18 protein-coding genes and 2 pseudogenes are annotated in these 21,860 nt (G+C 70.4%); 19 read left to right on the forward strand and 1 reads right to left on the reverse strand.

Features of this window, described 5'->3' with window-relative positions; all coding sequences use genetic code 11:
• Window positions 1-169 precede the first annotated feature (169 nt).
• The 10 genes and pseudogenes from ACZ60J_RS37875 (at window position 170) to ACZ60J_RS37920 (ending at window position 11,220) form a co-directional block, all read left to right on the forward strand.
• Entirely contained in the window at window positions 170-541 is a 372-nt protein-coding gene (locus ACZ60J_RS37875) for a YraN family protein (protein ID WP_243337661.1), read from the forward strand.
• Window positions 541-1,701: pseudogene (locus tag ACZ60J_RS37880) on the forward strand (YifB family Mg chelatase-like AAA ATPase); the annotation flags it as partial. The gene ACZ60J_RS37875 and the pseudogene ACZ60J_RS37880, both read left to right, overlap by 1 nt.
• Complete coding sequence (locus tag ACZ60J_RS37885) at window positions 1,694-3,238, forward strand: tyrosine-type recombinase/integrase (protein ID WP_469688713.1); 1,545 nt, start codon at window positions 1,694-1,696, stop codon at window positions 3,236-3,238. The pseudogene ACZ60J_RS37880 and the gene ACZ60J_RS37885, both read left to right, overlap by 8 nt.
• Window positions 3,239-3,342: 104 nt before the next feature.
• A complete protein-coding gene (locus tag ACZ60J_RS37890) occupies window positions 3,343-5,178 on the forward strand; it encodes a hypothetical protein (RefSeq protein WP_469688714.1) in 1,836 nt (611 codons plus the stop codon).
• Window positions 5,175-7,262, forward strand: coding sequence for a hypothetical protein (locus tag ACZ60J_RS37895; RefSeq protein WP_469688715.1), 2,088 nt, complete (start codon window positions 5,175-5,177; stop codon window positions 7,260-7,262). The genes ACZ60J_RS37890 and ACZ60J_RS37895 overlap by 4 nt, the downstream gene beginning before the upstream one ends.
• Window positions 7,259-7,660, forward strand: a complete 402-nt coding sequence (locus ACZ60J_RS37900) for a hypothetical protein (RefSeq protein WP_469688716.1) — start codon at window positions 7,259-7,261, stop codon at window positions 7,658-7,660. Before ACZ60J_RS37895 ends, ACZ60J_RS37900 begins: the two co-directional genes overlap by 4 nt.
• 94 nt (window positions 7,661-7,754) lie before the next feature.
• A pseudogene (locus tag ACZ60J_RS37905) lies at window positions 7,755-8,273 on the forward strand (magnesium chelatase subunit ChlI family protein); the annotation flags it as partial.
• Complete coding sequence (gene dprA, locus ACZ60J_RS37910; RefSeq protein WP_469688717.1) at window positions 8,270-9,502, forward strand: DNA-processing protein DprA; 1,233 nt, start codon at window positions 8,270-8,272, stop codon at window positions 9,500-9,502. The pseudogene ACZ60J_RS37905 and the gene dprA, both read left to right, overlap by 4 nt.
• 239 nt (window positions 9,503-9,741) lie before the next feature.
• Window positions 9,742-10,575 (forward strand): RNA polymerase sigma factor WhiG, encoded by an 834-nt coding sequence (gene whiG / locus ACZ60J_RS37915; protein WP_469688718.1) that lies wholly within the window; start codon window positions 9,742-9,744, stop codon window positions 10,573-10,575.
• 87 nt (window positions 10,576-10,662) lie between these two features.
• On the forward strand, window positions 10,663-11,220 hold the full coding sequence (locus tag ACZ60J_RS37920; protein WP_250743946.1) for a TetR/AcrR family transcriptional regulator: 558 nt from the start codon (window positions 10,663-10,665) through the stop codon (window positions 11,218-11,220).
• Between the two features lie 14 nt (window positions 11,221-11,234).
• Here ACZ60J_RS37920 and ACZ60J_RS37925 read toward each other — a convergent pair whose 3' ends face one another.
• Window positions 11,235-11,744, reverse strand: coding sequence for a M23 family metallopeptidase (locus ACZ60J_RS37925; protein ID WP_469688719.1), 510 nt, complete (start codon window positions 11,742-11,744; stop codon window positions 11,235-11,237).
• Window positions 11,745-11,997: 253 nt separating this feature from the next.
• On the opposite strand from ACZ60J_RS37925, the gene rpsB reads away from it, so the two are divergent.
• From rpsB to ACZ60J_RS37970, 9 genes are all read left to right on the forward strand, one after another.
• The gene (gene rpsB, locus ACZ60J_RS37930; protein ID WP_469688720.1) at window positions 11,998-12,879 is read left to right on the forward strand and encodes a 30S ribosomal protein S2; all 882 of its coding nucleotides are present in this window, start codon (window positions 11,998-12,000) and stop codon (window positions 12,877-12,879) included.
• 134 nt (window positions 12,880-13,013) lie between these two features.
• On the forward strand, window positions 13,014-13,850 hold the full coding sequence (tsf, locus tag ACZ60J_RS37935; RefSeq protein WP_469688721.1) for a translation elongation factor Ts: 837 nt from the start codon (window positions 13,014-13,016) through the stop codon (window positions 13,848-13,850).
• Window positions 13,851-14,012: 162 nt separating this feature from the next.
• On the forward strand, window positions 14,013-14,792 hold the full coding sequence (gene pyrH / locus ACZ60J_RS37940; RefSeq protein ID WP_250743872.1) for a UMP kinase: 780 nt from the start codon (window positions 14,013-14,015) through the stop codon (window positions 14,790-14,792).
• A gap of 51 nt (window positions 14,793-14,843) precedes the next feature.
• Window positions 14,844-15,401, forward strand: coding sequence for a ribosome recycling factor (frr, locus tag ACZ60J_RS37945; protein ID WP_112453867.1), 558 nt, complete (start codon window positions 14,844-14,846; stop codon window positions 15,399-15,401).
• Window positions 15,401-16,480, forward strand: a complete 1,080-nt coding sequence (locus tag ACZ60J_RS37950; RefSeq protein WP_469688722.1) for a phosphatidate cytidylyltransferase — start codon at window positions 15,401-15,403, stop codon at window positions 16,478-16,480. The genes frr and ACZ60J_RS37950 overlap by 1 nt, the downstream gene beginning before the upstream one ends.
• 101 nt (window positions 16,481-16,581) lie before the next feature.
• A complete protein-coding gene (gene rlmN, locus ACZ60J_RS37955; protein ID WP_469688723.1) occupies window positions 16,582-17,694 on the forward strand; it encodes a dual-specificity RNA methyltransferase RlmN in 1,113 nt (370 codons plus the stop codon).
• A 253-nt stretch (window positions 17,695-17,947) separates the two neighbouring features.
• Complete coding sequence (locus ACZ60J_RS37960; RefSeq protein WP_469688724.1) at window positions 17,948-19,048, forward strand: thiamine ABC transporter substrate-binding protein; 1,101 nt, start codon at window positions 17,948-17,950, stop codon at window positions 19,046-19,048.
• Window positions 19,049-19,107: 59 nt separating this feature from the next.
• Complete coding sequence (locus ACZ60J_RS37965) at window positions 19,108-20,724, forward strand: ABC transporter permease (protein ID WP_469688754.1); 1,617 nt, start codon at window positions 19,108-19,110, stop codon at window positions 20,722-20,724.
• The gene (locus ACZ60J_RS37970) at window positions 20,724-21,749 is read left to right on the forward strand and encodes an ABC transporter ATP-binding protein (RefSeq protein WP_469688725.1); all 1,026 of its coding nucleotides are present in this window, start codon (window positions 20,724-20,726) and stop codon (window positions 21,747-21,749) included. The genes ACZ60J_RS37965 and ACZ60J_RS37970 overlap by 1 nt, the downstream gene beginning before the upstream one ends.
• Window positions 21,750-21,860 lie beyond the last annotated feature (111 nt).

The raw sequence follows: 21,860 nt of genomic DNA on the forward strand, positions 1-21,860 counted from the left end.
GGCAGTCGATTCCCGGGCCTGCTGATTGCCGGGCGTGCTGATTCCCGGGCCTTGCCCTCGCCCGGCTCCCTCGCCGGGGTGACGGGGTTGTCCACAAGGCCCTGGTTGTCCACCAAGATCCACCAGGTGGGCGGGGACGCGGGATCGTCGGTGCCGGAGGTGGTGCCGGATGAACGCGAAGGGCGTGGCACAGCAGGCATTGGGGCGGTACGGCGAGGATCTCGCGACGCGGCGGCTCACCGAGGCCGGGATGACCGTGATCGCGCGGAACTGGCGGTGCCGCGGCGGGGAGATCGACATCGTCGCCCGGGACGGGGACGCCCTCGTCGTGTGCGAGGTCAAGACCCGGCGGGCCGGGGAGTTCGAGCATCCCATGGCCGCGCTCCGGCCCGCCAAGGCCGAGCGCTTGCGCCGGCTCGCCGGGCGCTGGCTGGCCGACCACGGGGGACCACCCCCGGGCGGGGTGCGCATCGACCTCGTCGGCGTGCTGCTGCCGCGGCGCGGCGGGCCCGTGGTCGAGCACGTCAGGGGGGCGGCCTGATGGGGTTCGCACGGGCCTGCTCGGTCGCCCTCGTGGGCGTCGACGGCGTGGTGGTGGAGGTCCAGGCCGACCTGGAGCCCGGGGTCGCCACCTTCGCCCTGGTGGGGCTCCCCGACAAGACGCTGGTCGAGAGCCGGGACCGGGTCAGGGCGGCCGTGGTGAACTCGGGCGCCGCCTGGCCGCAGAAGAAGCTCACCGTCGGCCTCAGCCCGGCGTCGGTCCCCAAGGGCGGCGCGGGCTTCGATCTGGCCGTTGCGGCCGCCGTGCTGGGCGCCGCCGAGGTGGTCGACCCGAAGACGATCGCCGATCTCGTCCTCATCGGGGAGCTGGGGCTGGACGGCCGGGTGCGCCCCGTCCGCGGGATCCTCCCGGCGGTGCTCGCCGCCGCCGAGGCCGGATACCGGCAGGTCGTGGTCCCGCAGCAGTGCGCGGCCGAAGCCATGCTGGTCCCCGACGTCTCCGTGCTCGGGGTGCGCAGCCTGCGGCAGCTGATCGCGGTGCTCACCGAGGGGGAGGTGCCCGAGGAGGATCCGCCGGACCCGTCCGGGCGCCCGGACCCCATGCTCGCCGGCCTGGTCGTCCCGGGCGCCGGACTCGGCACGGGCGTCGCCCGCGACCGCGACGGGCGGGACTTCCCCGATCTCGCCGACGTCGCCGGACAGCACGCGGCACGCCGGGCCCTGGAGGTGGGCGCCGCCGGGGGACACCACCTCTTCCTCAGCGGACCGCCGGGCGCGGGCAAGACGATGCTGGCCGAGCGGATCCCCTGGATCCTCCCTCCGCTCACCCGACAGGATTCCCTGGAGGTCACGGCCGTCCACTCGGTCGCGGGAATCCTGCCCCCGGGAGAGCCGCTCGTCGCCCGGCCCCCGTACTGCGCCCCGCACCACTCGGCGACCATGCAGTCCCTTGTTGGAGGCGGAGCCGGTGTGGCCAGGCCCGGGGCGGTCTCCCTGGCTCACCGGGGCGTGCTCTTCCTGGACGAAGCCGCGGAGTTCAGCACCAAGGCCCTGGACGCCCTGAGGCAGCCCCTCGAAGCGGGACACGTGGTCATCGCCAGGGCGGCCGGGGTGGTACGGCTGCCGGCCCGGTTCCTGATGGTGCTGGCTTGTGCGCGCTTGGTCACTGACCGGGCGGCTGTACGGTCCGCGGGTGTTGAGACAAGGTGCCTGGTCAGTCCACTACAGCTCGCGTGACCTGCCGCAGCCGGAGCCACAGCTCTGGCACCTGCGGTTTTCCCAGGATGAGTGGGAGCTTTGGCTCGATGACCTGGGCATTCCTGACGGGACGCCGTACCTGTTGTCGCCATCCTTCGTCTACGACACCGACCTGAATTCGTACTTCCATCGGGTGAACCTCATGGAGGGCCCGCTCAACAGCCAGCTCAACCGGGCGTCGGCCCTCTGCAGGAAGCTGAACTTCCTGCACCAGAGCCGGGGCGGGAAGGACTGGCGGGACGCGACGGAAGCCGATCACACGGCCTACCACTACTGGCGGCGCCGCGATCCATGCGGGCCACGGGTCGACGGTGATACGTGGAGCCAGGAGATCTCGCACCTCCAGCAGTTCTACGTCTACGCCAAGGGCAAATCTTGGGTCCCGTCAGTCCCGATCCCGCAGCGACCACGGCGGGATGACAAGAGCGAGCACAAGACGGGCAGGCGTCGCCCGAAGCCGGACAGCACCGCGGAGACGGTGCCGGCGACCTACGCCCATGACACGGGTGGCCAGGTCATCGAGTGGCTCCCCGCACGGTCATACCGCCGGTGGCGGGACGTCGGCGTCCTCGGCTACGACCGCGAGGGCCTGCCCCGGGACAATTTTCGCGGCCGGTGGGCCCCACGCAACGGCACCTTCACCGACTCCACGGTGCGAACCGGCCTGCGACTGGAGGAACAAGCCAGCCGCCTCACGCTAGAAGTGCCGATCGGCCCAGGCCCGCGCGGCTACAGCAAGTCCTGGTTGCCCAAGTCGATCGCGAAACGGAACTCGGCCCGCTGGATCTACGAGCCAGCGTCGGTTCGTCGGGACCTGACTTCCTACGCGAGCGAGGACCGGCGGTGGGTCATCGAGGAAGCCCGCGACGCGGGCCGCTACGACAAGATCCGGCGACCGATCGTGATCTTCGATCCGGGGAGGCCGCACCTGGCTCAGTACACGAGTGGCATCAACCGCGGGGAGAAGGTCGATGTGAGGCTCCTGGACCCGCGCGAGCGACGCCGGCTGCTCATCGACACCGGGGACGGCCTGGAGCCGGCGATGTTCTGGCTCGGCGAGAGCGGCATGCCGCTGTCCTTGTCGACTTGGAAGGACATGTTCACCGACGCCAACCGTCGGTGCGAAGAACAGGGCCTCGAGCTCTACGCCCACGCCCACCTGCTGAGGCACACGTTCGCGGTCATCACCCTCGAACAGCTCCAGCGCGGGCACATCACGGCGCTTGGTGACCTGAACGTGGCCCAGCGGCTGCACTACCAACGGATCTTCGGTGACCCCATGGACTGGGTCCGTCGCAGGCTCGGGCACGCGTCCCAGCTGTCGACCTTGATCTATCTGCACGCCTTGCAAGAGCTCGAGATGGAGACACGCATGGCGCTGGTCCCCGACACCTGGGAGGACCCGCGCGACACGCCAGTTTGTGCTCTGGGTGACGAGAAGCCGCCGAGCGACCTGCCCCGGGACGAGGTGTCAGCGTGACCCGTCGGGGCCGAGGCAGCACCGGGCCAGGCCGCCCGTCCCACCTGCCGCCAGAAGGCTACGAGGCGCCTCTTCCGGTCCGTGAAGGACCTTCGGGAGGACTGGTGGTCGACTTCCACGGTGATGACAATCGCCGCGCAAGCTTTGACGTCGGCACACTGCCGATGCCCGGCTGGCACCCGCTGCTGGCCCAGGCCCTGGCCTTGCGGATCGGCGCCAGCGGAGACCTCACCACGTTGACGGGCGCGTCCAGTGCTTGGCAGGTGGTGGTCAGGTGGGCCCGGTTCTTGGCGAAGACGTTTCCTGCGCCGGCCGTCCCCGGCGATCTCACCCGGGCCCACGTCGAGGCCTTCTACGCTCGACCAGAGGTGGCGCCGTTCACGAGGCAACGGGACATGCGCGAGTTGCTGCTCCAGTTCAAGAACCCCCACCTTGACGGCATGCTGCCCGCTGACGCGTGGGACGCGTTCAACCGGCGCCTGAAGCGGATCGACTCTGAGGCGGTCGGCGGCTACTCGCACGGCGAACTCGACCGGCTGACTGCGGCCGCGAGGGCGGACACTGCCCGCATCGTCCGCCGGATCCGCGCAGGCGAACAACTCGTACGCCAACTACACGACGACCCCAAACAGCTGGACTCACCGGCACGGGAGCGGGCCGAGGTCCTCGCCGCAATGGCCGCCACCGGGGAAGTCCCCTGGCCAGGGTCCGGCCGCGGGATCACTCACCTCAGCTGGCGGACCGAGCTGGCCTCACAGCTGTTTCTGACCTGGCGAGACCTCGCCCCGCTGATGGTGTTGCTGGCTCTCCTCTCCGAGCGCAACGGGGAGACACTCAAGGAGCTTCCCGCGAAGCACCGGATCCTGGAGGACCGCGCGGTCGAGCTCGTCGCGGTCAAGCGACGACGCGGGACCAAGCGCTGGACCGAGACGGTGACCTGGGAAATCGGACCGAAGGAGCGTGCACTGCACACGCCCGGCGGCCTCTATCTCCTCCTGCTGGAGCTGACGGCCCGCAGTCGAGGGTTCTGTCATTCGTCCGCAGCCGTGTGTTTCTGGCGCAACGGCCTGAAGCAGGGGGTCACGGGCCGCGACGAGCACTGGGCGCCCTTCGAGCTCAGCCTTCGTAAGGGGGCGGCGATGGAGCTGTCGGGCTGGGCGGCCACCCGATCCAAGCCCGTACTTGCGGACCCGCGGCCCGTCCCGAAGACGAAGAAGAACCAGGCTGAGAAGCCGAAGGGCACCCCGGACCAGGAGTCGCCCCCCAGCGGCCCGACGCCACTCAAGGTGACCTTCAACCAGATCAAGACGAGCGTCGACGCTCGTCGCACCAAGCAACTCGGGGGGCACCTGCCCTCGTCCGCGAAGAGCAACACGGCCCAGGTGCTGTTCAAGAACTACCTCAAGCCCGATGAAGCCACCCGCGAGTGGGCCGAGGAAGTGATCACTGAAGCGCTCGAGGACGCCAAACAGGCGGCCTGGGATGCGCACGCGACCGCTATCGGCCGTCGTGGGGAGCCCACCGTGATCCCGGACGCTGAGTCACCCGAGCAGCTTGAAGACGCGGGGCTCCCCGGGGCGACCGCCCGCGAGCTTGCCAGTGGCGATCTCGACACGGCCTGGACCGCCTGCAAGGACCACGATCACCACCCTGAGACGGGAACCCCCTGCGGCGACTCATTCCTCGACTGCTTCCACTGCGGAAACTGTCTCGTCACCCGGACTCATCTGCCGAGACTCCTGGGCTTACTGGAAGGCCTGGGGACGTTGCGTCAGCGCATGAGCGAGGACGACTGGTGGAGACGCTACGGACCTGCCTGGGTCGCCGTTCGCTATGACGTCCTCACCAAGTTCACTCCGGCCCAGGTCGCCGAAGCACGCCGGCAACCCCTGCCCGATGCCCTCCTCGACCTGGTCGAAGCACCCTGGGAACTGCCATGAGCATCACCACCTTCGCCGCCAACCCCACGGCCATTGCACTCAAGGATCCGTACGTTCTGCATGGCCGTGAACTGCGGTCCGGATCCCGGCTAGAGGACACCTCCCGCTACAGCGACGACGTCTGGCAACTGACCGCCGCCCGGCACCAGGCCCACGAATGCGCTCTGATCCTGAACTTCCCCACCCTGCCGCAGCGGTTCCGCCCTGCCGCGAAGCAGCTGTGTTATGCGCTGCTGTCCTTGGAAGCGCCGGATGGTGAGGACTCTCCGAGGATCGCAACCATCCGCGGCAAATTCACCGAGCTCAAACGCTTCCTGAAGTGGCTGGACCGCCGGTGGCCGCCTGAACAGAACGAGCTCTCCGAGCTCACACCCGGCGACCTCGATGCATATCGCAAGTACCTGCTGGCCCGCTTCCCGAACCACCAGGCGCAACGCGAGCGGTCCCGGTCGGCTCTGCGACTGTTCTGGCGCTGGCGCCGGCATCTGGGCCAGCACGCCCTTCGGTTCGACCCACTCCACATCGACGGCTGGAGCGAGTCCACGCCGAACCAGAGGAAAGGGGACAACGACACTGACCGGCTCCCCGAGACTGTCCTCGGCCCTCTCCTCGGCTGGGCCCTGCGGTTCATCGACGACTTCGCCCCCGACATCCTTGAGGCCAATCGCCACTGGCACGAGGGACGCGCCGCCGATACCCGGCCGAGGGCACCCTACGGCCACGCGGGGCCCTTGTTGCAGCGGCTCCTCGACGAGCACGTCGCTGCGGGGCGTCCTCTTCCCGGTTATCGAGGGAAGCCCAACGTCCTCTACTTCGCCCGGGTCCTTGGCTGCCACCGCGACTCCATCAGCCAGCACCGGCAAGCCATCGATACGGCAGTGGCCGCCGTCGGCGTCACCGACAGTGCCTACGTCGTGAACATCGAAGGGCGCCTGGACGGGCAGCCCTGGGTTACGTCGATCACCACCAACCACACCGCAGTCCACAGCCTCGCCAGCCTCGCCCGCCATCTGCAGGCTGCCTGCTACATCGTGATCGCCTTCCTCAGCGGGATGCGGGACTGCGAGGTTAAGCACCTCAAGCGAGGATCCCTGGAGGTCAAGTACGACGACGACGACCGCCCATACCGATGGAAGCTGAACAGCCTGGCGTTCAAAGGAGAAGACGAGGTCACCGGCGTTCCTGCGACATGGGTCGTCCACGAGGCTGTCGCTCGCGCGATCAAGGCCCTCGAGGACCTTCACGCGCCCGACGAGGACTATCTCTTCGGTCGCCTTCTCCACAGCGCTGGCAGCCACAAAGGCACCAACCTCGCCCTCGGCAACACCACGACCAACAAGAACCTGAACCAGTTCGCTGAATTCGTGAACTACCTCTGCACCGAGCACAATCGCACCGACACCGTCGCGGCCGGCCCCGGCCGGGCGATCCGGCTGCAGACCCGGCAGTTCAGGCGAACCTTGGCCTGGCACATCGCCCGACGCCCCGGCGGCGTCATTGCAGGAGCCCTGCAATATCGGCATCACTCAATCCAGATGTTCGAGGGCTATGCCGGCACCAGCGACTCCGGCTTCCGAGCCGAGGTCGAAAGCGAGCAGGCCATCACCCGCGGCGAGGTCTACATGGAAATGATCGAAGCCCACCAGCACCTCGACCTCGCCGGACCTTCGGCTGAAGAGGCTGCTCGACGGCTGAAGGACTTCGGTGACCGCGCACAGTTCCAGGGTCAGATCGCCCTGGACAAGCACCGCCTGAAAAGGATCATGAAGCGGAACGATCCGGCGGTCTATCCCGGCGAATACATCACCTGCGTCAACGACCCGGCCAAAGCCCTCTGCGAGAAGGCGCGGCGCGGCAACAGCGAAGGTCTTCCCTCGCACGGAGGCTGCCTGCCCCTGGAGTGCCGCAACGTCGCGCTTACTCCGGAGAACGTGGCCGCCTGGCAACGAGTGATCGCCCAGATCGACCGGCGGCTCGCCTCCCGGCCACTCATGCCTCCCCTCCGGCGGCAGGTCATCCAGCATCGGCGGGCCGAGGTCGTCGAGTTCCTCACTGACAACGGGCAGGAGGCCGTCCCGGCATGACCCGCCGAGTCCCCGATCTGCCCGAGGCTCTGATCCGCAAGCACCTCCAGGAGGTGCTGGACGCTTGCCGTGAGACCAACACCAGGCCCAGCGTCCTCATGCTGGCCCGCCGGCTCGACCTGACCAACACCACTTTCCGCCGCCGCTATCCCGAGATCGCCCGCGAGATCTCCGAGCATCGCGCAGCTCCCGCGGTCCCACGCAGCGGCCCGACCGAGCACGACAAGCTCATCGCTCGCAATGCGAAGCTCCGCCGACGAAACCGCGATCTGACCACTCAGCTCGCCCTCGCCGCGGCACAGATCCAGCACCTTGCTATTCGCAACGTCCGGCTCCAGGAAGCGCTGGAGTCCACATCGAAGGTGACGAACATCAACAGCGTGAGCAGGCTTCGTTGAACAGGAAACAACATGGCGTTGTGCTAAGACGTCGTCGCCGTTGACGGCAAGGCGCTGAAACGGTCAACGGTCAGATCTCAACTACGCCCACAAGCTGGCCGCCAACCCCTGTCCCTGCGGGCGGCACACCCTGCACGGGACCGGATGCGACTGCCCGGCCTCGGTCGTCCGCCGCTACCAGGCCCGGCTGTCGGGGCCGCTGCTGGACCGGGTGGACCTGCGCGTCGAGGTCGAGCCGGTCACCCGCTCCGACCTGCTGGGACGGGGCGGCCGCGGCGAAGCCACGGCGGTGGTCGCCGACCGGGTCCGCGAGGCCCGTGACCGGGCGGCGGCCCGCCTCGACGGCACGCCCTGGCGGCTCAACGCGGAGGTCCCGGGCCACGAGCTGCGGACGCGCTGGCCGGCCGCCCCCGGAGCGCTGGCCCAGGCCGAGCGGGACCTGGAGCGCGGGCTGCTGACCGCGCGGGGGCTCGACCGGGTGCTCCGGGTCGCCTGGACGGTGGCCGACCTGAGGAGCCGGGACCGGCCCGACGCCCTGGACGTGGCGGTCGCCCTCGAACTGCGCACCGGGGTCGCCCGCGGAGCCGCGGCGCACCTGGACGCCGCCTCATGACCCCCGAGGCGTCGGGCCCGGGCGCGGGTCCGGCATCCGGACCGGGTCCCGGACCCGTACGGGTGCCACCGGAAGCAGGCCCGGAGCCGCAGGCGGAGCCCGGCGAGGTGCTCGCGCGGGCCGCGCTCACCCGGGTCCTGGAGCCCGGTGAGGAGCACGGCGGGCGCTGGCTGCGGGAGTTCGGGGCCGCCGGGCTGATACGGCTGCTGACCGGGCCCGCACCGGAGCCCGGAGTGCTGAGCGGGGTCGGCACCGAGCGGCTCGGCGGATACCGCCGCCGGGCCGCGGCGGCCGATCCCCGGCGGGACCTGGCGCTCGCCGCCGAGACCGGGGGCCGGTTCGTCTGCCCCGGGTCGGCGGAGTGGCCGAGCCAGCTGGACGACCTCGGCGACGCCCGGCCCATCGGGCTGTGGGTGCGGGGCGGGCCGAGCCTGCGGGCCTGGGCCCTGCGCTCCGTGGCGGTGGTCGGGGCCCGCGCGTGCACCCCGTACGGCGCCCACATGGCCCAGGGCCTGGCGGGCGAACTCGCCGAGCGCGGCTGGGTGGTGGTCTCGGGCGCCGCCTACGGGATCGACGGCGCCGCCCACCGCGGGGCGCTCGCCGCCGGGGGAGCCACGGTCGCCGTGCTGGCCTGCGGGGTGGACGTGCCCTACCCGCGCGGGCACGCCGGACTGCTCGGCCGGATCGCCTCCCAGGGGCTGCTCCTCGGAGAACTGCCGCCGGGCAGCCACCCCACGCCGAGCCGGTTCGTCCTGCGCAACCGCGTCATCGCAGCCCTGACCCGGGGCACGGTCGTGGTGGAGGCGGCCCACCGCAGCGGATCCCTGGTCACCGCCCGGCGGGCCCAGGCCCTGGGGAGGATCACCATGGGCATCCCCGGCCCGGCCACCAGCGGCCTCTCGGCCGGCGTGCACGAACTGCTGCGCGGCGAGGCCGTGCTGGTCACGGACGCGGCGGAGGTCGTCGAGCTGGTCGGGGCGATGGGGGAGCTGGCCCCCGAGCGGCGGGGCCCCGTCATCGCCCGGGACCTGCTGGGTCCCGACGCGGTCCGGGTGCTCGAAGCCCTCCCGGCGGGGCGCCCGGCCGACCTGGGGGAAGTGGCCCTCGCGGCGGGCACGGGCACCGATGAAGTCATCGGCAGACTGTACGAACTTCACTCTCTGGGGTTCGTCGAACGGCAGGGCGACGGCTGGCAGTTGACCTCGAAGCGGCCGAGAGGAGGCGCATAAGGCGGAGTTCCCCGGCGAGGCGGTCGTTGACCTGGGGCGTTCCGGTGAAAGAGTGAAGCCGATGAGAGACGCGGTCTTCCCGGTGGCACCCGCCGGGACCGTGCGCCAGGCGCCGGTCCCGGGTCGCCCGCGCGAGTCGGGGCGCCTTTGCGGGCCCGTGCGATCCCGTACTCTTCGCGCACCGCGACACTTCCGTCACGCTACGCTCCCAAGGAATCCGGCTCCGGCAAAGGCGAAGCATGCCCCAGCACACCTCAGGGTCCGACCGCGCTGCGGTGCCCCCCGCTGCGCGCGGCAGCGAGCGGTCCACCGCGCCCTCGTCGCTGGAGGTGCTGTGGCGCTCGTACAAGGACTCGGGTGACGAGCGGCTGCGGGAGCAGCTGATCCTGCACTACTCGCCCCTCGTGAAGTACGTGGCGGGCCGGGTCAGCGTCGGCCTGCCGCCCAATGTGGAACAGGCCGACTTCGTCTCCTCCGGAGTCTTCGGGCTGATCGACGCCATCGAGAAGTTCGACATCGAACGGTCCATCAAGTTCGAGACGTACGCGATCACCCGCATCCGCGGCGCGATGATCGACGAGTTGCGGGCGCTGGACTGGATCCCCCGCTCGGTGCGGCAGAAGGCGCGCGCCGTGGAACGGGCCTACGCCACGCTGGAGGCCCAGCTGCGGCGCACCCCCACCGAGCACGAGGTCGCCGGGGAGATGGGCATCGCGGTGGAGGATCTCCACGCCGTTTTCAGCCAGTTGTCGCTGGCCAACGTGGTCGCCCTCGAAGAGCTGCTGCACGTGGGCGGGGAGGGCGACCGCCTCTCCCTGATGGACACCCTGGAGGACACCGCCGCGGACAACCCGGTGGAGGTCGCGGAGGACCGGGAGTTGCGCCGGCTGCTGGCGCGGGCCATCAACACGCTGCCCGAGCGGGAGAAGACGGTGGTGACCCTCTACTACTACGAGGGCCTCACCCTCGCCGAGATCGGCAACGTCCTCGGCGTCACCGAGAGCCGCGTCAGCCAGATCCACACCAAGTCGGTCCTGCAGCTCCGGGCGAAGCTGGCGGACGTAGGGCGCTGAACCGGGGCAGGGGCGGGGCCGGGAGCGGACGACGGCCTTGCGGTACGTCCGTAGAGTGGATGCGTGCCCAGGATTCGAGCGGCCTCCGTGGCCGAGCACCGGTCGATGCAGCGCGGCGCCCTGTTGGACGCCGCGCGTTCCCTGCTGTCCGAAGGGGGGACGGAAGCGCTGACCTTCCCCGCCCTCGCCGAGAGGACCGGCCTCGCCCGGTCCTCCGTCTACGAGTACTTCCGGTCCCGCGCGGCCGTCGTCGAAGAGCTGTGCGCGGTGGACTTCCCCGTGTGGGCGGCCGAGATCGAGGCGGCGATGTCCGAGGCGGAGGCGCCGGAGGCGAAGATCGAGGCGTATGTGCGCAGCCAGCTGGGGCTGGTGGGTGACAAGAGGCACCGGGCGGTCGTGGCGATCTCGGCGAGCGAGCTGGACGCCGGGGCGCGGGAGAAGATCCGTGCGGCGCACGGGAGTCTGATCGCGATGATCGTGGAGGCGCTGGGCGCGCTGGGGCAGGCCGAGCCGAGGCTTGCGGCGATGTTGCTCCAGGGCGTGGTGGACGCGGCGGTCCGGCGGATCGAGGCGGGTGCGGGGGAGGATCCCGTCGTCGTGACGGACGCGGCGGTGGCGATGGCCCTGCGGGGCGTCGGGGGCTGAGCCGGCCCCGCTCCTCAAGCGCCGGACGGCTGCGTGGGCAGGAGGCGGGGAGTCGGGCGGGGGAGGAGAGCCAGGGGGTTGCGGTAGGTGTGGGCGTGGAGGAGGCCCCAGTGGAGGCAGGGGCTCGGGCAGTGCCGGCCGTCCGTGAGGACGGCCACCACCTGGCCCGCCGTGACCTCGGCGCCTTCCGCCACCAGGGGGCGGACCGGCTCGTAGGTCGTCCGCAGGCCGTTCGGGAGGGTCAGGGAGAGGACTCCGCGGCCCGCGACCGGGCCGGCGTAGTGGACCCGGCCCGGGCCCACCGCGCGGAGCTCCGTGCCCACCGGGGCCGCCAGGTCCACCCCGCGGTGGCCGGCCGCGTACGGGGTCGGAGGCGGGTCCCACCAGCGGACCACCGTCAAGGGGGAAGGGAGCGGGCGCCCGCCCGCCGGAGCGCGTGAGGGCCCGGTGGCCGGAGACGGGCCCGGAGCGAGGCCCAGGGCGAGGCTCAGGGGCAGAAGCAGGGTGAGCAGCAGCTTTGTCATGGGGGCCAGGGTTCCGGACCCCGGGCCGGTCCCGCCCGGGCCTGTGGACGGGCGGGCGGCTGTGGACAACCGCGTCATCCGGCATACCAGCGGGTCCCGTACACTTCTTGTGGCGATCCGGGTCACCGGGTCGACTTCGCACGCCCCAGCACCGGCTCCTCAGGGCCAGGTGGCAGCGTCTCTCGGTCCCCTCCACGGGGGCAGGGCGCGACAGGGGCGTCAGGAACCAAACCGAGAAAACAAGGAGATGGCCATGGCCGTCGTAACGATGCGGGAGCTGCTGGAAAGCGGCGTCCACTTCGGTCACCAGACCCGCCGCTGGAACCCGAAGATGAAGCGCTTCATCTTCACGGAGCGCAACGGCATCTACATCATCGACCTGCTGCAGTCGCTGTCGTACATCGACCGCGCCTACGAGTTCGTGAAGGAGACCGTCGCCCACGGCGGTTCCATCATGTTCGTCGGTACCAAGAAGCAGGCCCAGGAGGCCATCGCCGAGCAGGCGACGCGCGTTGGTATGCCCTACGTCAACCAGCGGTGGCTGGGTGGCATGCTCACCAACTTCTCCACCGTCTACAAGCGCCTTCAGCGTCTGAAGGAGCTTGAGGCGATCGACTTCGAGGACGTCGCCGCCTCGGGTCTCACCAAGAAGGAGCTCCTGGTCCTCTCCCGCGAGAAGATCAAGCTGGAGAAGACCCTCGGTGGTATCCGCGAGATGTCGAAGGTCCCCAGCGCCGTCTGGATCGTCGACACCAAGAAGGAGCACATCGCCGTCGGTGAGGCGCGCAAGCTCCACATCCCGGTCGTCGCGATCCTCGACACCAACTGCGACCCCGACGAGGTCGACTACAAGATCCCGGGCAACGACGACGCGATCCGCTCCGTCACCCTGCTCACCCGCGTGATCGCCGACGCCGTCGCCGAGGGCCTCATCGCCCGTTCCGGTGCCGCCACGGGCGACTCGAAGCCGGGCGAGAAGGCCGCCGCCGAGCCGCTCGCCGAGTGGGAGCGCGACCTGCTCGAGGGCGAGAAGAAGGCCGACGACGCTGAGGCCGCTCCGGCCGAGGCCGCTGTCGAGGCCCCCGCCGCCGAGGCTGTCGTCGAGGCTCCGGCCGCCGACGCCGAGCAGGCCTGACCCACTGAGAGCGCCCGGCGTTCACGCGCCGGGCACTCGCAGCACGGACGATGACGGCGGGGGAGCCGCGCCACGAGCGCGCTCCTCCGCCGTTCACCCGTAGATCTACGACTTCGAGAGAGAATCACAGACTCATGGCGAACTACACCGCCGCTGACGTCAAGAAGCTCCGCGAGCTCACCGGCGTCGGCATGCTTGACTGCAAGAACGCTCTGGTCGAGGCCGACGGCGACGTCGACAAGGCCGTCGAGGCGCTCCGTATCAAGGGTCAGAAGGGCGTCGCCAAGCGCGAGGGCCGTTCTGCCGAGAACGGTGCCGTCGTCTCCCTCATCGCCGACGACAACACCTCCGGTGTCCTCGTCGAGCTGAAGTGCGAGACGGACTTCGTCGCCAAGGGCGACAAGTTCCTGGCCGTCACCGAAGAGCTGGCCGCGCACGTCGCCGCGACCTCCCCGGCCGACATCGACGCGCTGCTCGCGTCCGAGATCGCCCCCGGCAAGACCGTGCAGGCGTTCGTCGACGAGGCCAACGCCAACCTCGGCGAGAAGATCGTCCTGGACCGCTTCGCGCAGTTCACCGGCGGTTACGTCTCGGCGTACATGCACCGCACGATGCCCGACCTGCCGTTCCAGATCGGTGTCCTGGTCGAGCTCGACAAGGAGAACGCCGAGGTCGCCCGCGGCGTCGCGCAGCACATCGCCGCGTTCGCGCCGAAGTGGCTGTCCGCCGAGGACGTTCCGGCCGAGGTCGTCGAGTCCGAGCGCCGCGTGGCCGAAGAGGTCACCCGCGCCGAGGGCAAGCCGGAAGCCGCGCTGCCGAAGATCGTCGAGGGTCGTGTCAACGGCTTCTTCCGCGACAACACGCTGCTCGGCCAGGCGTACGCCCTGGACGCCAAGAAGTCCGTCCAGAAGGTTCTGGACGAGGCCGGTGTCACCCTGGTGCGCTTCTCGCGCATCAAGGTCGGCATCTGAGTCCGTCCGTACGCGACGGACACCGGACCCCGGTAGGGTCTGAAGCAGTCGCCCGCGTTCGCGCAGGGCGACCGCAGATCTGACGAGGAGGCCATTGCCGTAGAGGGAACCGCGAGGACCCACCGGCAATGGCCTTCTTCGTATGTGCACGAGGAGATCTCCATGAATCAGGGCGTGGACACCCACACCGCTTCCGACGACAAGAGCGACCAGGACAAGAAGGGCCGCCGCTTCATGCTGAAGCTGTCGGGCGAGGCCTTCTCCGGTGGCGGAGGACTCGGCGTCGACCCCGACGTGGTCCACGCCATCGCCCGCGAGATCGCCGCGGTGGTCCGCGACGGCGCGGAGATCGCCGTGGTGATCGGCGGCGGCAACTTCTTCCGCGGCGCCGAACTCCAGCAGCGCGGCATGGACCGGGCCCGGTCCGACTACATGGGCATGCTCGGTACGGTCATGAACTGCCTCGCCCTCCAGGACTTCCTGGAGAAGGAAGGCATCGACTCCCGCGTCCAGACGGCCATCACCATGGGCCAGGTCGCCGAGCCGTACATCCCGCTCCGCGCCGTCCGCCACCTGGAGAAGGGCCGCGTCGTCATCTTCGGCGCCGGCATGGGCATGCCCTACTTCTCCACCGACACCACGGCCGCCCAGCGCGCCCTGGAAATCGACGCGGAAGCCCTCCTCATGGGCAAGAACGGCGTCGACGGGGTCTACGACTCCGACCCCAAGAAGAACCCGGACGCGGTGAAGTTCGACGCGCTGGAGTACAGCGAGGTGCTGTCGCGCGACCTCAAGGTCGCCGATGCCACCGCCATCACGCTGTGCCGCGACAACAAGCTGCCGATCCTGGTCTTCGAGCTGCTCGCCGAGGGCAATATCGCGCGAGCGGTCAAGGGTGAGAAGATCGGCACGCTCGTGAGCGACCAGGGCACCCGGGCCTGAGCAGGCCCCCGTCCGCCTGAACCATCCATTTCTGACATGCAGGAGCACGTGGTGACCGAAGAGATCCTCCTCGAGGCCGAGGAGAAGATGGAAAAGGCCGTCGTCGTCGCCAAGGAAGACTTCGCCGCGATTCGCACCGGCCGTGCGCACCCGGCGATGTTCAACAAGATCGTGGCGGAGTACTACGGCGCCATCACGCCCATCAACCAGCTCGCCTCCTTCTCGGTCCCCGAGCCGCGCATGGCGATCGTGACCCCGTTCGACAAGAGCGCCCTGCGCAACATCGAGACGGCCATCCGCGACTCCGACCTGGGCGTCAACCCCAGCAACGACGGCAGCATCATCCGGGTGACCTTCCCCGAGCTGACGCAGGACCGCCGCAAGGAGTACATCAAGGTCGCGCGCACCAAGGCCGAGGACTCCAAGGTGTCGATCCGCGCCATCCGCCGCAAGGCGAAGGACGCCCTCGACAAGCTCGTCAAGGACAAGGAAGCCGGCGAGGACGAGGTGCGCCGCGCCGAGAAGGAGCTCGACGACACCACCGCGAAGTACGTCGCGCAGGTGGACGAGCTCCTCAAGCACAAGGAAGCCGAGCTCCTCGAAGTCTGATGAACGACACTTCCTGGCAGCCGGAGCCGGTTCCGGCGGGTCCCGCCTACGATGCGCTGGTGGGCCCGCACACTCGGCCCATGCCCATCGTGCCCGATGCCGCCGGCCGTGACTTCGACGACCGGGAAGCACGCGATCGGGGGGCCGCCGCTGACGGCGGCTCCCTCTTCCGCGCCGAGACGCCGCCGCAGGAGCCCATGCCCAGCCCCCCGCCGACCCCGCCTTCGCCGGCACCGCAGGACGCCTCGCCCCCGCCTCAGAAGAAGCGGGCCGGGCGGGACCTGCGCGCCGCCATAGGGGTCGGAGTGGGCCTCGGCGCGGTGATCTTCGCCTCGCTGCTGATCGTCAAGGCCGTCTTCGTCGGCGTCGTCGTCGTGGCGGTCGTCGTCGGCCTGTGGGAGCTCACCTCCCGGCTCCAGGAGAAGAAGGGCATCAAGGCCCCGCTGGTCCCGCTCGCCATCGGCGGCGCGGCCATGGTCATCGCCGGATACGTCCGCGGTGCCGAGGGCGCCTGGGTGGCCATGGCGCTGACGGTGCTGGCCGTCCTCGTCTGGCGGATGACCGATCCGCCCGAGGACTACCTCAAGGACGTCACGGCGGGTGCCTTCGCGGCGTTCTACGTGCCCTTCCTGGCCACCTTCGTCGCGATGCTGCTCACCGCCGACGACGGGCCGCAGCGGGTGATCACCTTCCTGCTCCTGACGGTGGTCAGCGACACCGGGGCCTACGCGGTCGGCTGGCGCTTCGGCAAGACCAAGCTCGCCCCGCGCATCAGCCCCGGAAAGACCCGCGAGGGGCTCTTCGGAGCGGTGGCCTTCGCGATGGCGGCCGGCGCGCTGTGCATGGAGTTCCTGATCGACGGGGGCGTCTGGTGGCAGGGCCTCGTGCTCGGCCTCGCCGTCGCGGTCAGCGCCACGCTCGGCGACCTCGGGGAATCCATGATCAAGCGGGATCTCGGGATCAAGGACATGGGCACCCTGCTGCCGGGTCACGGCGGCATCATGGACCGGCTGGACTCCCTGCTGCCGACGGCTCCGGTGGTCTGGCTGCTGCTGGCGCTGTTCGTCGGCACCGGCTGACCGTCTGACCTGCGAAAAGGCGCCCGTACACGCCGGGCGGTTACTCTTGGAAGGCGCGCTGCTTCTGCGGCGCGCCTTTCGTCTTACAAGGAGTACCTGCCATGGCCCGCCCCGTTCCGGGAGAGCTCACTTTCGTCGCCCCCAAGGGAGCGAAGAAGCCGCCCCGGCACCTCGCCGACCTCACCCCGGAGGAGCGCCGGGAGGCGGTCGCCGCGATCGGCGAGAAGCCCTTCCGGGCCAAGCAGCTCTCCCAGCACTACTTCGCCCGGTACGCGCACGACCCGGCCGAGTGGACCGACATCCCCGCGGCGTCCCGCGAGAGGCTCCGGCAGGAGCTGCTGCCGGACCTGATGAACGTCATCCGCCACATCTCGTGCGATGACGACACCACCCGCAAGACCCTGTGGAAGCTGCACGACGGCACGCTCGTCGAGTCCGTGCTGATGCGCTACCCGGACCGGGTCACCATGTGCATCTCCTCGCAGGCCGGCTGCGGCATGAACTGCCCGTTCTGCGCCACCGGCCAGGCGGGCCTCGACCGCAACCTGTCGACGGCCGAGATCGTGCACCAGATCGTCGACGGCATGCGCGCCCTGCGCGACGGCGAGGTCCCCGGCGGGCCCGCCCGGCTGTCGAACATCGTCTTCATGGGCATGGGCGAGCCGCTCGCCAACTACAACCGCGTCGTCGGCGCCATCCGCCGCCTCACCGACCCGGAGCCCGACGGCCTGGGTCTGTCCCAGCGCGGGATCACCGTCTCCACCGTGGGCCTGGTCCCGGCGATGCTGCGCTTCGCCGACGAGGGCTTCAAGTGCCGCCTGGCCGTCTCCCTGCACGCCCCGGACGACGAGCTGCGCGACACCCTGGTGCCCGTGAACACCCGCTGGAACGTCCGCGAGGTGCTCGGCGCGGCCTGGGAGTACGCGGAGAAGTCCGGCCGCCGGATCTCCATCGAGTACGCCCTGATCCGCGACATCAACGACCAGGCCTGGCGTGGCGACCTGCTCGGCAGGCTGCTCAAGGGCAAGCGCGTGCACGTCAACCTGATCCCGCTGAACCCGACGCCGGGTTCGAAGTGGACCGCCTCGCGGCCCGAGGACGAGAAGGCGTTCGTGGAGGCCATCGCCCGCCACGGCGTGCCGGTGACCGTCCGCGACACCCGCGGTCAGGAGATCGACGGCGCGTGCGGCCAGCTCGCCGCCTCGGAGCGCTGATTTTCGTCAATTGAGGTTTACTTTCGGCCGCGGGGTACCCTGTGGCCGAACCAAATTTTCATATTCCGACAGGGGAGCGCCACAGCGCTGAGAGTGCGGTAACCGTCACCGCAGACCCTCTGAACCTCGCCCCGGTCATTCGGGGTAGGAAGTTCGGTCATCACTCAAGCTGTTGCGCCCTGCCCGGCGTCCGCTCCACAGAGCGCCGGGCAGGGCCGCGTCTTCTCCTGGACATCCCAGGAGGAATGCACCAATGAGCACCACCAAGAAGATGGCGGGCGTCGCGCTCGCGGCCGCGCTCGGCGTCACCACGCTCAGCGCCTGCGGCGGCGGCGACGCCAAGGACAAGTCCGCCGGGGCGAGCGACGCCCCGAAGTCGAAGACGATCACCCTCGTCTCGCACGACTCCTTCAACGTGACCGACACGGTCCTCAAGGAGTTCGAGCAGCAGAGCGGCTACACCGTCAAGGTCCTGAAGTCCGGCGACGCGGGCGCGGCTCTGAACCAGGAGATCCTCACCAAGGGCTCCCCGCGCGGCGACGTCTTCTTCGGCGTGGACAACACGCTCCTGTCCCGCGCCCTCGACCAGGGCATCTTCACGCCCTACGAGGCCAAGGGCCTGGCCGGCGTGAAGCCCGAGTTCGTGCTCGACAAGGAGCACCGGGTCACCCCCGTGGACTCCGGCGACATCTGCGTGAACTACGACAAGGCCTACTTCGCCGACAAGAAGCTCGCCCCGCCGCAGACGCTGGACGACCTGATCAAGCCGGAGTACAAGAACCTGCTGGTCACCGAGAACGCCGCGACCTCCTCGCCCGGCCTCGGCTTCCTCCTCGCCTCCGTCGGCAAGTACGGGGACGAGGGCTGGAAGGACTACTGGACCAAGCTCAAGGCCAACGGCGTCGAGGTCGTCGACGGCTGGGAGCAGGCCTACAACGAGCGCTTCTCCGGCTCGGCCGGCGGCAAGAAGGCCAAGGGCGACCGCCCGCTGGTCGTCTCCTACGCCTCCAGCCCGCCGGTCGAGGTCCTCTACGGCGAGCCGCAGCCGGCCGAGGCCCCGACGGGCGTCTCGACGGGCACCTGCTTCCGCCAGACCGAGTTCGCGGGCCTGCTCAAGGGCGCGAAGAACGAGGAGGGCGGCAAGGCGCTCCTGGACTTCCTGATCTCCAAGAAGTTCCAGGAGGACATGCCGCTCCAGATGTTCGTGAACCCGGTGGCCAAGGACGCGGCCCTGCCGGAGCTGTTCACCAAGCACGGCGTGGTCATCGAGAAGCCCGAGACGGTCGCCCCGGAGGCGATCGCGAAGAACCGTGACCAGTGGATCAAGACCTGGTCCGCCCTCGTCGTGAAGTAGGACGGGTGAACGAGGCTGCGAAGGAGAGCGGGCGGGCCACGGCCGTCAGGCTCGGTCTGATGGCCGTGCCGCTCGTCTTCTTCGGGCTGTTCTTCGCGTACCCCGTGGCCGCGATCGTCGGGCGCGGGCTCAAGACGGACGCCGGCTGGCAGTTCGGCCGGATCGGCGAGGTGCTGGCCCGGCCCGACATCGGCGACGTGCTCTGGTTCACCACCTGGCAGGCGCTCGCGTCCACGGCGCTCACGCTCCTGATCGCACTCCCCGGCGCGTACGTCTTCGCGCGCTTCGAGTTCCCCGGCAAACAGCTGCTGCGGGCGCTCGTGACGGTGCCGTTCGTGCTGCCGACCGTCGTGGTCGGCACCGCGTTCCTGGCACTGGTGGGCCGGAACGGTCTGACGGACGAGGTGTGGGGGATCCGCCTCGACACGACCGTCTGGGCGATCCTGCTCGCGCACGTCTTCTTCAACTACGCCGTGGTCGTCCGCACGGTCGGCGGGCTGTGGGCGCAGCTGGACCCGCGCCAGGAGGAGGCCGCCCGGGTGCTGGGCGCCGGGCGGTTCGCCGCCTGGCGGCGCGTGACCCTGCCCGCGCTGGGGCCGGCCGTCGCGGCCGCCTCGCTGATGGTGTTCCTGTTCACGTTCTCCTCCTTCGGCGTCGTGCAGATCCTGGGCGGGCCCGCGTACTCCACCCTGGAGGTGGAGGTCTACCGGCAGACCGCGCAGCTCCTGGACCTGCCGACGGCCGCCGTGCTGACGATGGTGCAGTTCGCGGCCATCGGAGCGATCCTCGGCGTGCACGCCTGGACCGTGCGCAAGCGGGAGACCGCGCTGCGGCTGGTCGACCCGGGGCGGACCACGCACCGGCCGCGCGGCTGGGCCCAGCGCACCCTGCTCGGCGGGGTGCTGCTGACGGTGGCGCTGCTGATCGTGGCGCCGCTCGCCGTGCTCGTGGAACGCTCCCTCGACGCCCCGGGCGGGTACGGGTTCGGCTTCTACCGGGCGCTCCAGGAAGTCGGAGCCGGTGGCGGAACCTTCCTGGTTCCGCCGCTGGAGGCGATCTGGAACTCCCTGCAGTACGCACTCGCCGCCACCGCCATCGCGCTGGTCGTCGGCGGGCTCGCGGCCGCGGCGCTGACCCGGCGCGCGGGCCGTTTCGTACGGGGCTTCGACGCGCTGCTGATGCTCCCGCTGGGGGTGTCCGCCGTGACCGTCGGCTTCGGCTTCCTCATCACCCTCGACGAGCCGCCGCTGGACCTGCGGACCTCGTGGATCCTGGTGCCGCTGGCGCAGGCGCTGGTGGGCGTTCCCTTCGTCGTACGGACCATGCTGCCGGTCCTGCGCGCGGTGGACGGCCGGCTGCGGGAGGCCGCCGCCGTACTCGGCGCCTCACCGCTGCGGGCCTGGCGGGAGGTGGACCTGCCGATGGTGCGGCGGGCCCTGCTGATCGCGGCGGGCTTCGCCTTCGCCGTGTCCCTCGGGGAGTTCGGGGCGACCGTCTTCATCGCGCGGCCCGACCACCCGACGCTGCCGGTCGCCGTGGCGCGGCTGCTGGGGCGGGCCGGGGAGATGAACTACGGGCAGGCGATGGCCCTGAGCACGATCCTGATGCTGGTGTGCGCGGTGTCCCTGCTCCTGCTGGAGCGGCTGCGACCCGACAAGACCTCCGGAGAATTCTGATGACCCTGCTTCAGCTGGAAGGGGTGTCGGTCCGCTTCGGTGAGCGCGCGGTCGTGGACGCCGTGGACCTGGCCGTCGCCGAGCACGAGATCGTGTGCGTGCTCGGCCCGAGCGGGAGCGGCAAGTCCACCCTGCTCCGGGTGGTGGCCGGGCTCCAGACCGTCGCCGGCGGGAGGGTGCTGCTGGGCGGCGCCGACCAGGCCGCAGTGCCCGTACACCGGCGCGGGGTGGGCCTGATGTTCCAGGACCACCAGCTGTTCCCCCACCGGGACGTGGGCGGGAACGTCGCCTTCGGCCTGCGGATGCGGGGCTCGGGCTCGAAGCAGTCCTACGGGGCCCGGGTCGCGGAGCTGCTGGAGCTGGTCGGCCTCCCCGGGGCGCAGGACCGGGCGGTGGCCTCACTGTCCGGCGGCGAGCAGCAGCGGGTCGCGCTGGCGCGGGCGCTCGCGCCTTCGCCGCGGCTGCTGATGCTGGACGAGCCGCTCGGGCAGCTGGACCGCGGGCTGCGGGAGCGGCTCGTGGTGGAGCTGCAGGGGCTGTTCTCGCGGCTGGGCACGACCGTGCTGGCCGTCACGCACGACCAGGGCGAGGCGTTCGCGCTGGCCGACCGGGTGGTCGTCATGCGGGACGGGCGGATCGCGCAGGCGGGGACCCCGCTGGAGGTGTGGCAGCGGCCGGCGTCGGAGTTCGTGGCGCGGTTCCTGGGCTTCGAGAACGTCGTGCCGGCGGAGCTTTCCGCCGGGGTGGCGGCGACTCCGTGGGGGAAGGTCCCGGTTCCGGCCGGGGCGCCGGCGGGGGAGCGGAAGGTGCTGATCCGGCCGGCCGGTGTGCTGCTGTCGCCCGGGGGGCTGGGGTGCGAGGTGGTGTCGCGGACCTTCCGGGGGACGCACGTCGCGCTGTTGCTGCGGCCCGAGGTGGGGCCGGTGCTGGAGGCGGAGTGCGACCTGGCCGGGGCGCCGGCCGTCGGGGACCGGGTTGCGGTGACCTTCGCCCCGGGCGAGGTGGTCGTGCTGCCGGGGGAGTAGGGCCCCGCGGGGCGGGGTCCCCGCAGCACCCTTTGCCCGCTGTGCGGGGCGAGGTCCCCGCAGCACCCTTTGCCCGCTGCGCGGGGCGAGGTCCCCTACCCGCCCTTCGCC

It is taken from the genome of Streptomyces sp. NPDC104226, assembly GCF_055584085.1.

What these genes read in the sequence shown, in the direction of transcription:
- ACZ60J_RS37875 (WP_243337661.1), top strand. Translation starts at nt 170, where the DNA reads ATGAACGCGAAGGGCGTGGCACAGCAGGCATTGGGGCGGTACGGCGAG.
- ACZ60J_RS37895 (WP_469688715.1), top strand. Translation starts at nt 5,175, where the DNA reads ATGAGCATCACCACCTTCGCCGCCAACCCCACGGCCATTGCACTCAAG.
- ACZ60J_RS37900 (WP_469688716.1), top strand. Translation starts at nt 7,259, where the DNA reads ATGACCCGCCGAGTCCCCGATCTGCCCGAGGCTCTGATCCGCAAGCAC.
- dprA (WP_469688717.1), top strand. Translation starts at nt 8,270, where the DNA reads ATGACCCCCGAGGCGTCGGGCCCGGGCGCGGGTCCGGCATCCGGACCG.
- whiG (WP_469688718.1), top strand. Translation starts at nt 9,742, where the DNA reads ATGCCCCAGCACACCTCAGGGTCCGACCGCGCTGCGGTGCCCCCCGCT.
- ACZ60J_RS37925 (WP_469688719.1), bottom strand. Translation starts at nt 11,744, where the DNA reads ATGACAAAGCTGCTGCTCACCCTGCTTCTGCCCCTGAGCCTCGCCCTG.
- rpsB (WP_469688720.1), top strand. Translation starts at nt 11,998, where the DNA reads ATGGCCGTCGTAACGATGCGGGAGCTGCTGGAAAGCGGCGTCCACTTC.
- tsf (WP_469688721.1), top strand. Translation starts at nt 13,014, where the DNA reads ATGGCGAACTACACCGCCGCTGACGTCAAGAAGCTCCGCGAGCTCACC.
- pyrH (WP_250743872.1), top strand. Translation starts at nt 14,013, where the DNA reads ATGAATCAGGGCGTGGACACCCACACCGCTTCCGACGACAAGAGCGAC.
- ACZ60J_RS37950 (WP_469688722.1), top strand. Translation starts at nt 15,401, where the DNA reads ATGAACGACACTTCCTGGCAGCCGGAGCCGGTTCCGGCGGGTCCCGCC.
- rlmN (WP_469688723.1), top strand. Translation starts at nt 16,582, where the DNA reads ATGGCCCGCCCCGTTCCGGGAGAGCTCACTTTCGTCGCCCCCAAGGGA.
- ACZ60J_RS37960 (WP_469688724.1), top strand. Translation starts at nt 17,948, where the DNA reads ATGAGCACCACCAAGAAGATGGCGGGCGTCGCGCTCGCGGCCGCGCTC.
- ACZ60J_RS37965 (WP_469688754.1), top strand. Translation starts at nt 19,108, where the DNA reads ATGGCCGTGCCGCTCGTCTTCTTCGGGCTGTTCTTCGCGTACCCCGTG.
- ACZ60J_RS37970 (WP_469688725.1), top strand. Translation starts at nt 20,724, where the DNA reads ATGACCCTGCTTCAGCTGGAAGGGGTGTCGGTCCGCTTCGGTGAGCGC.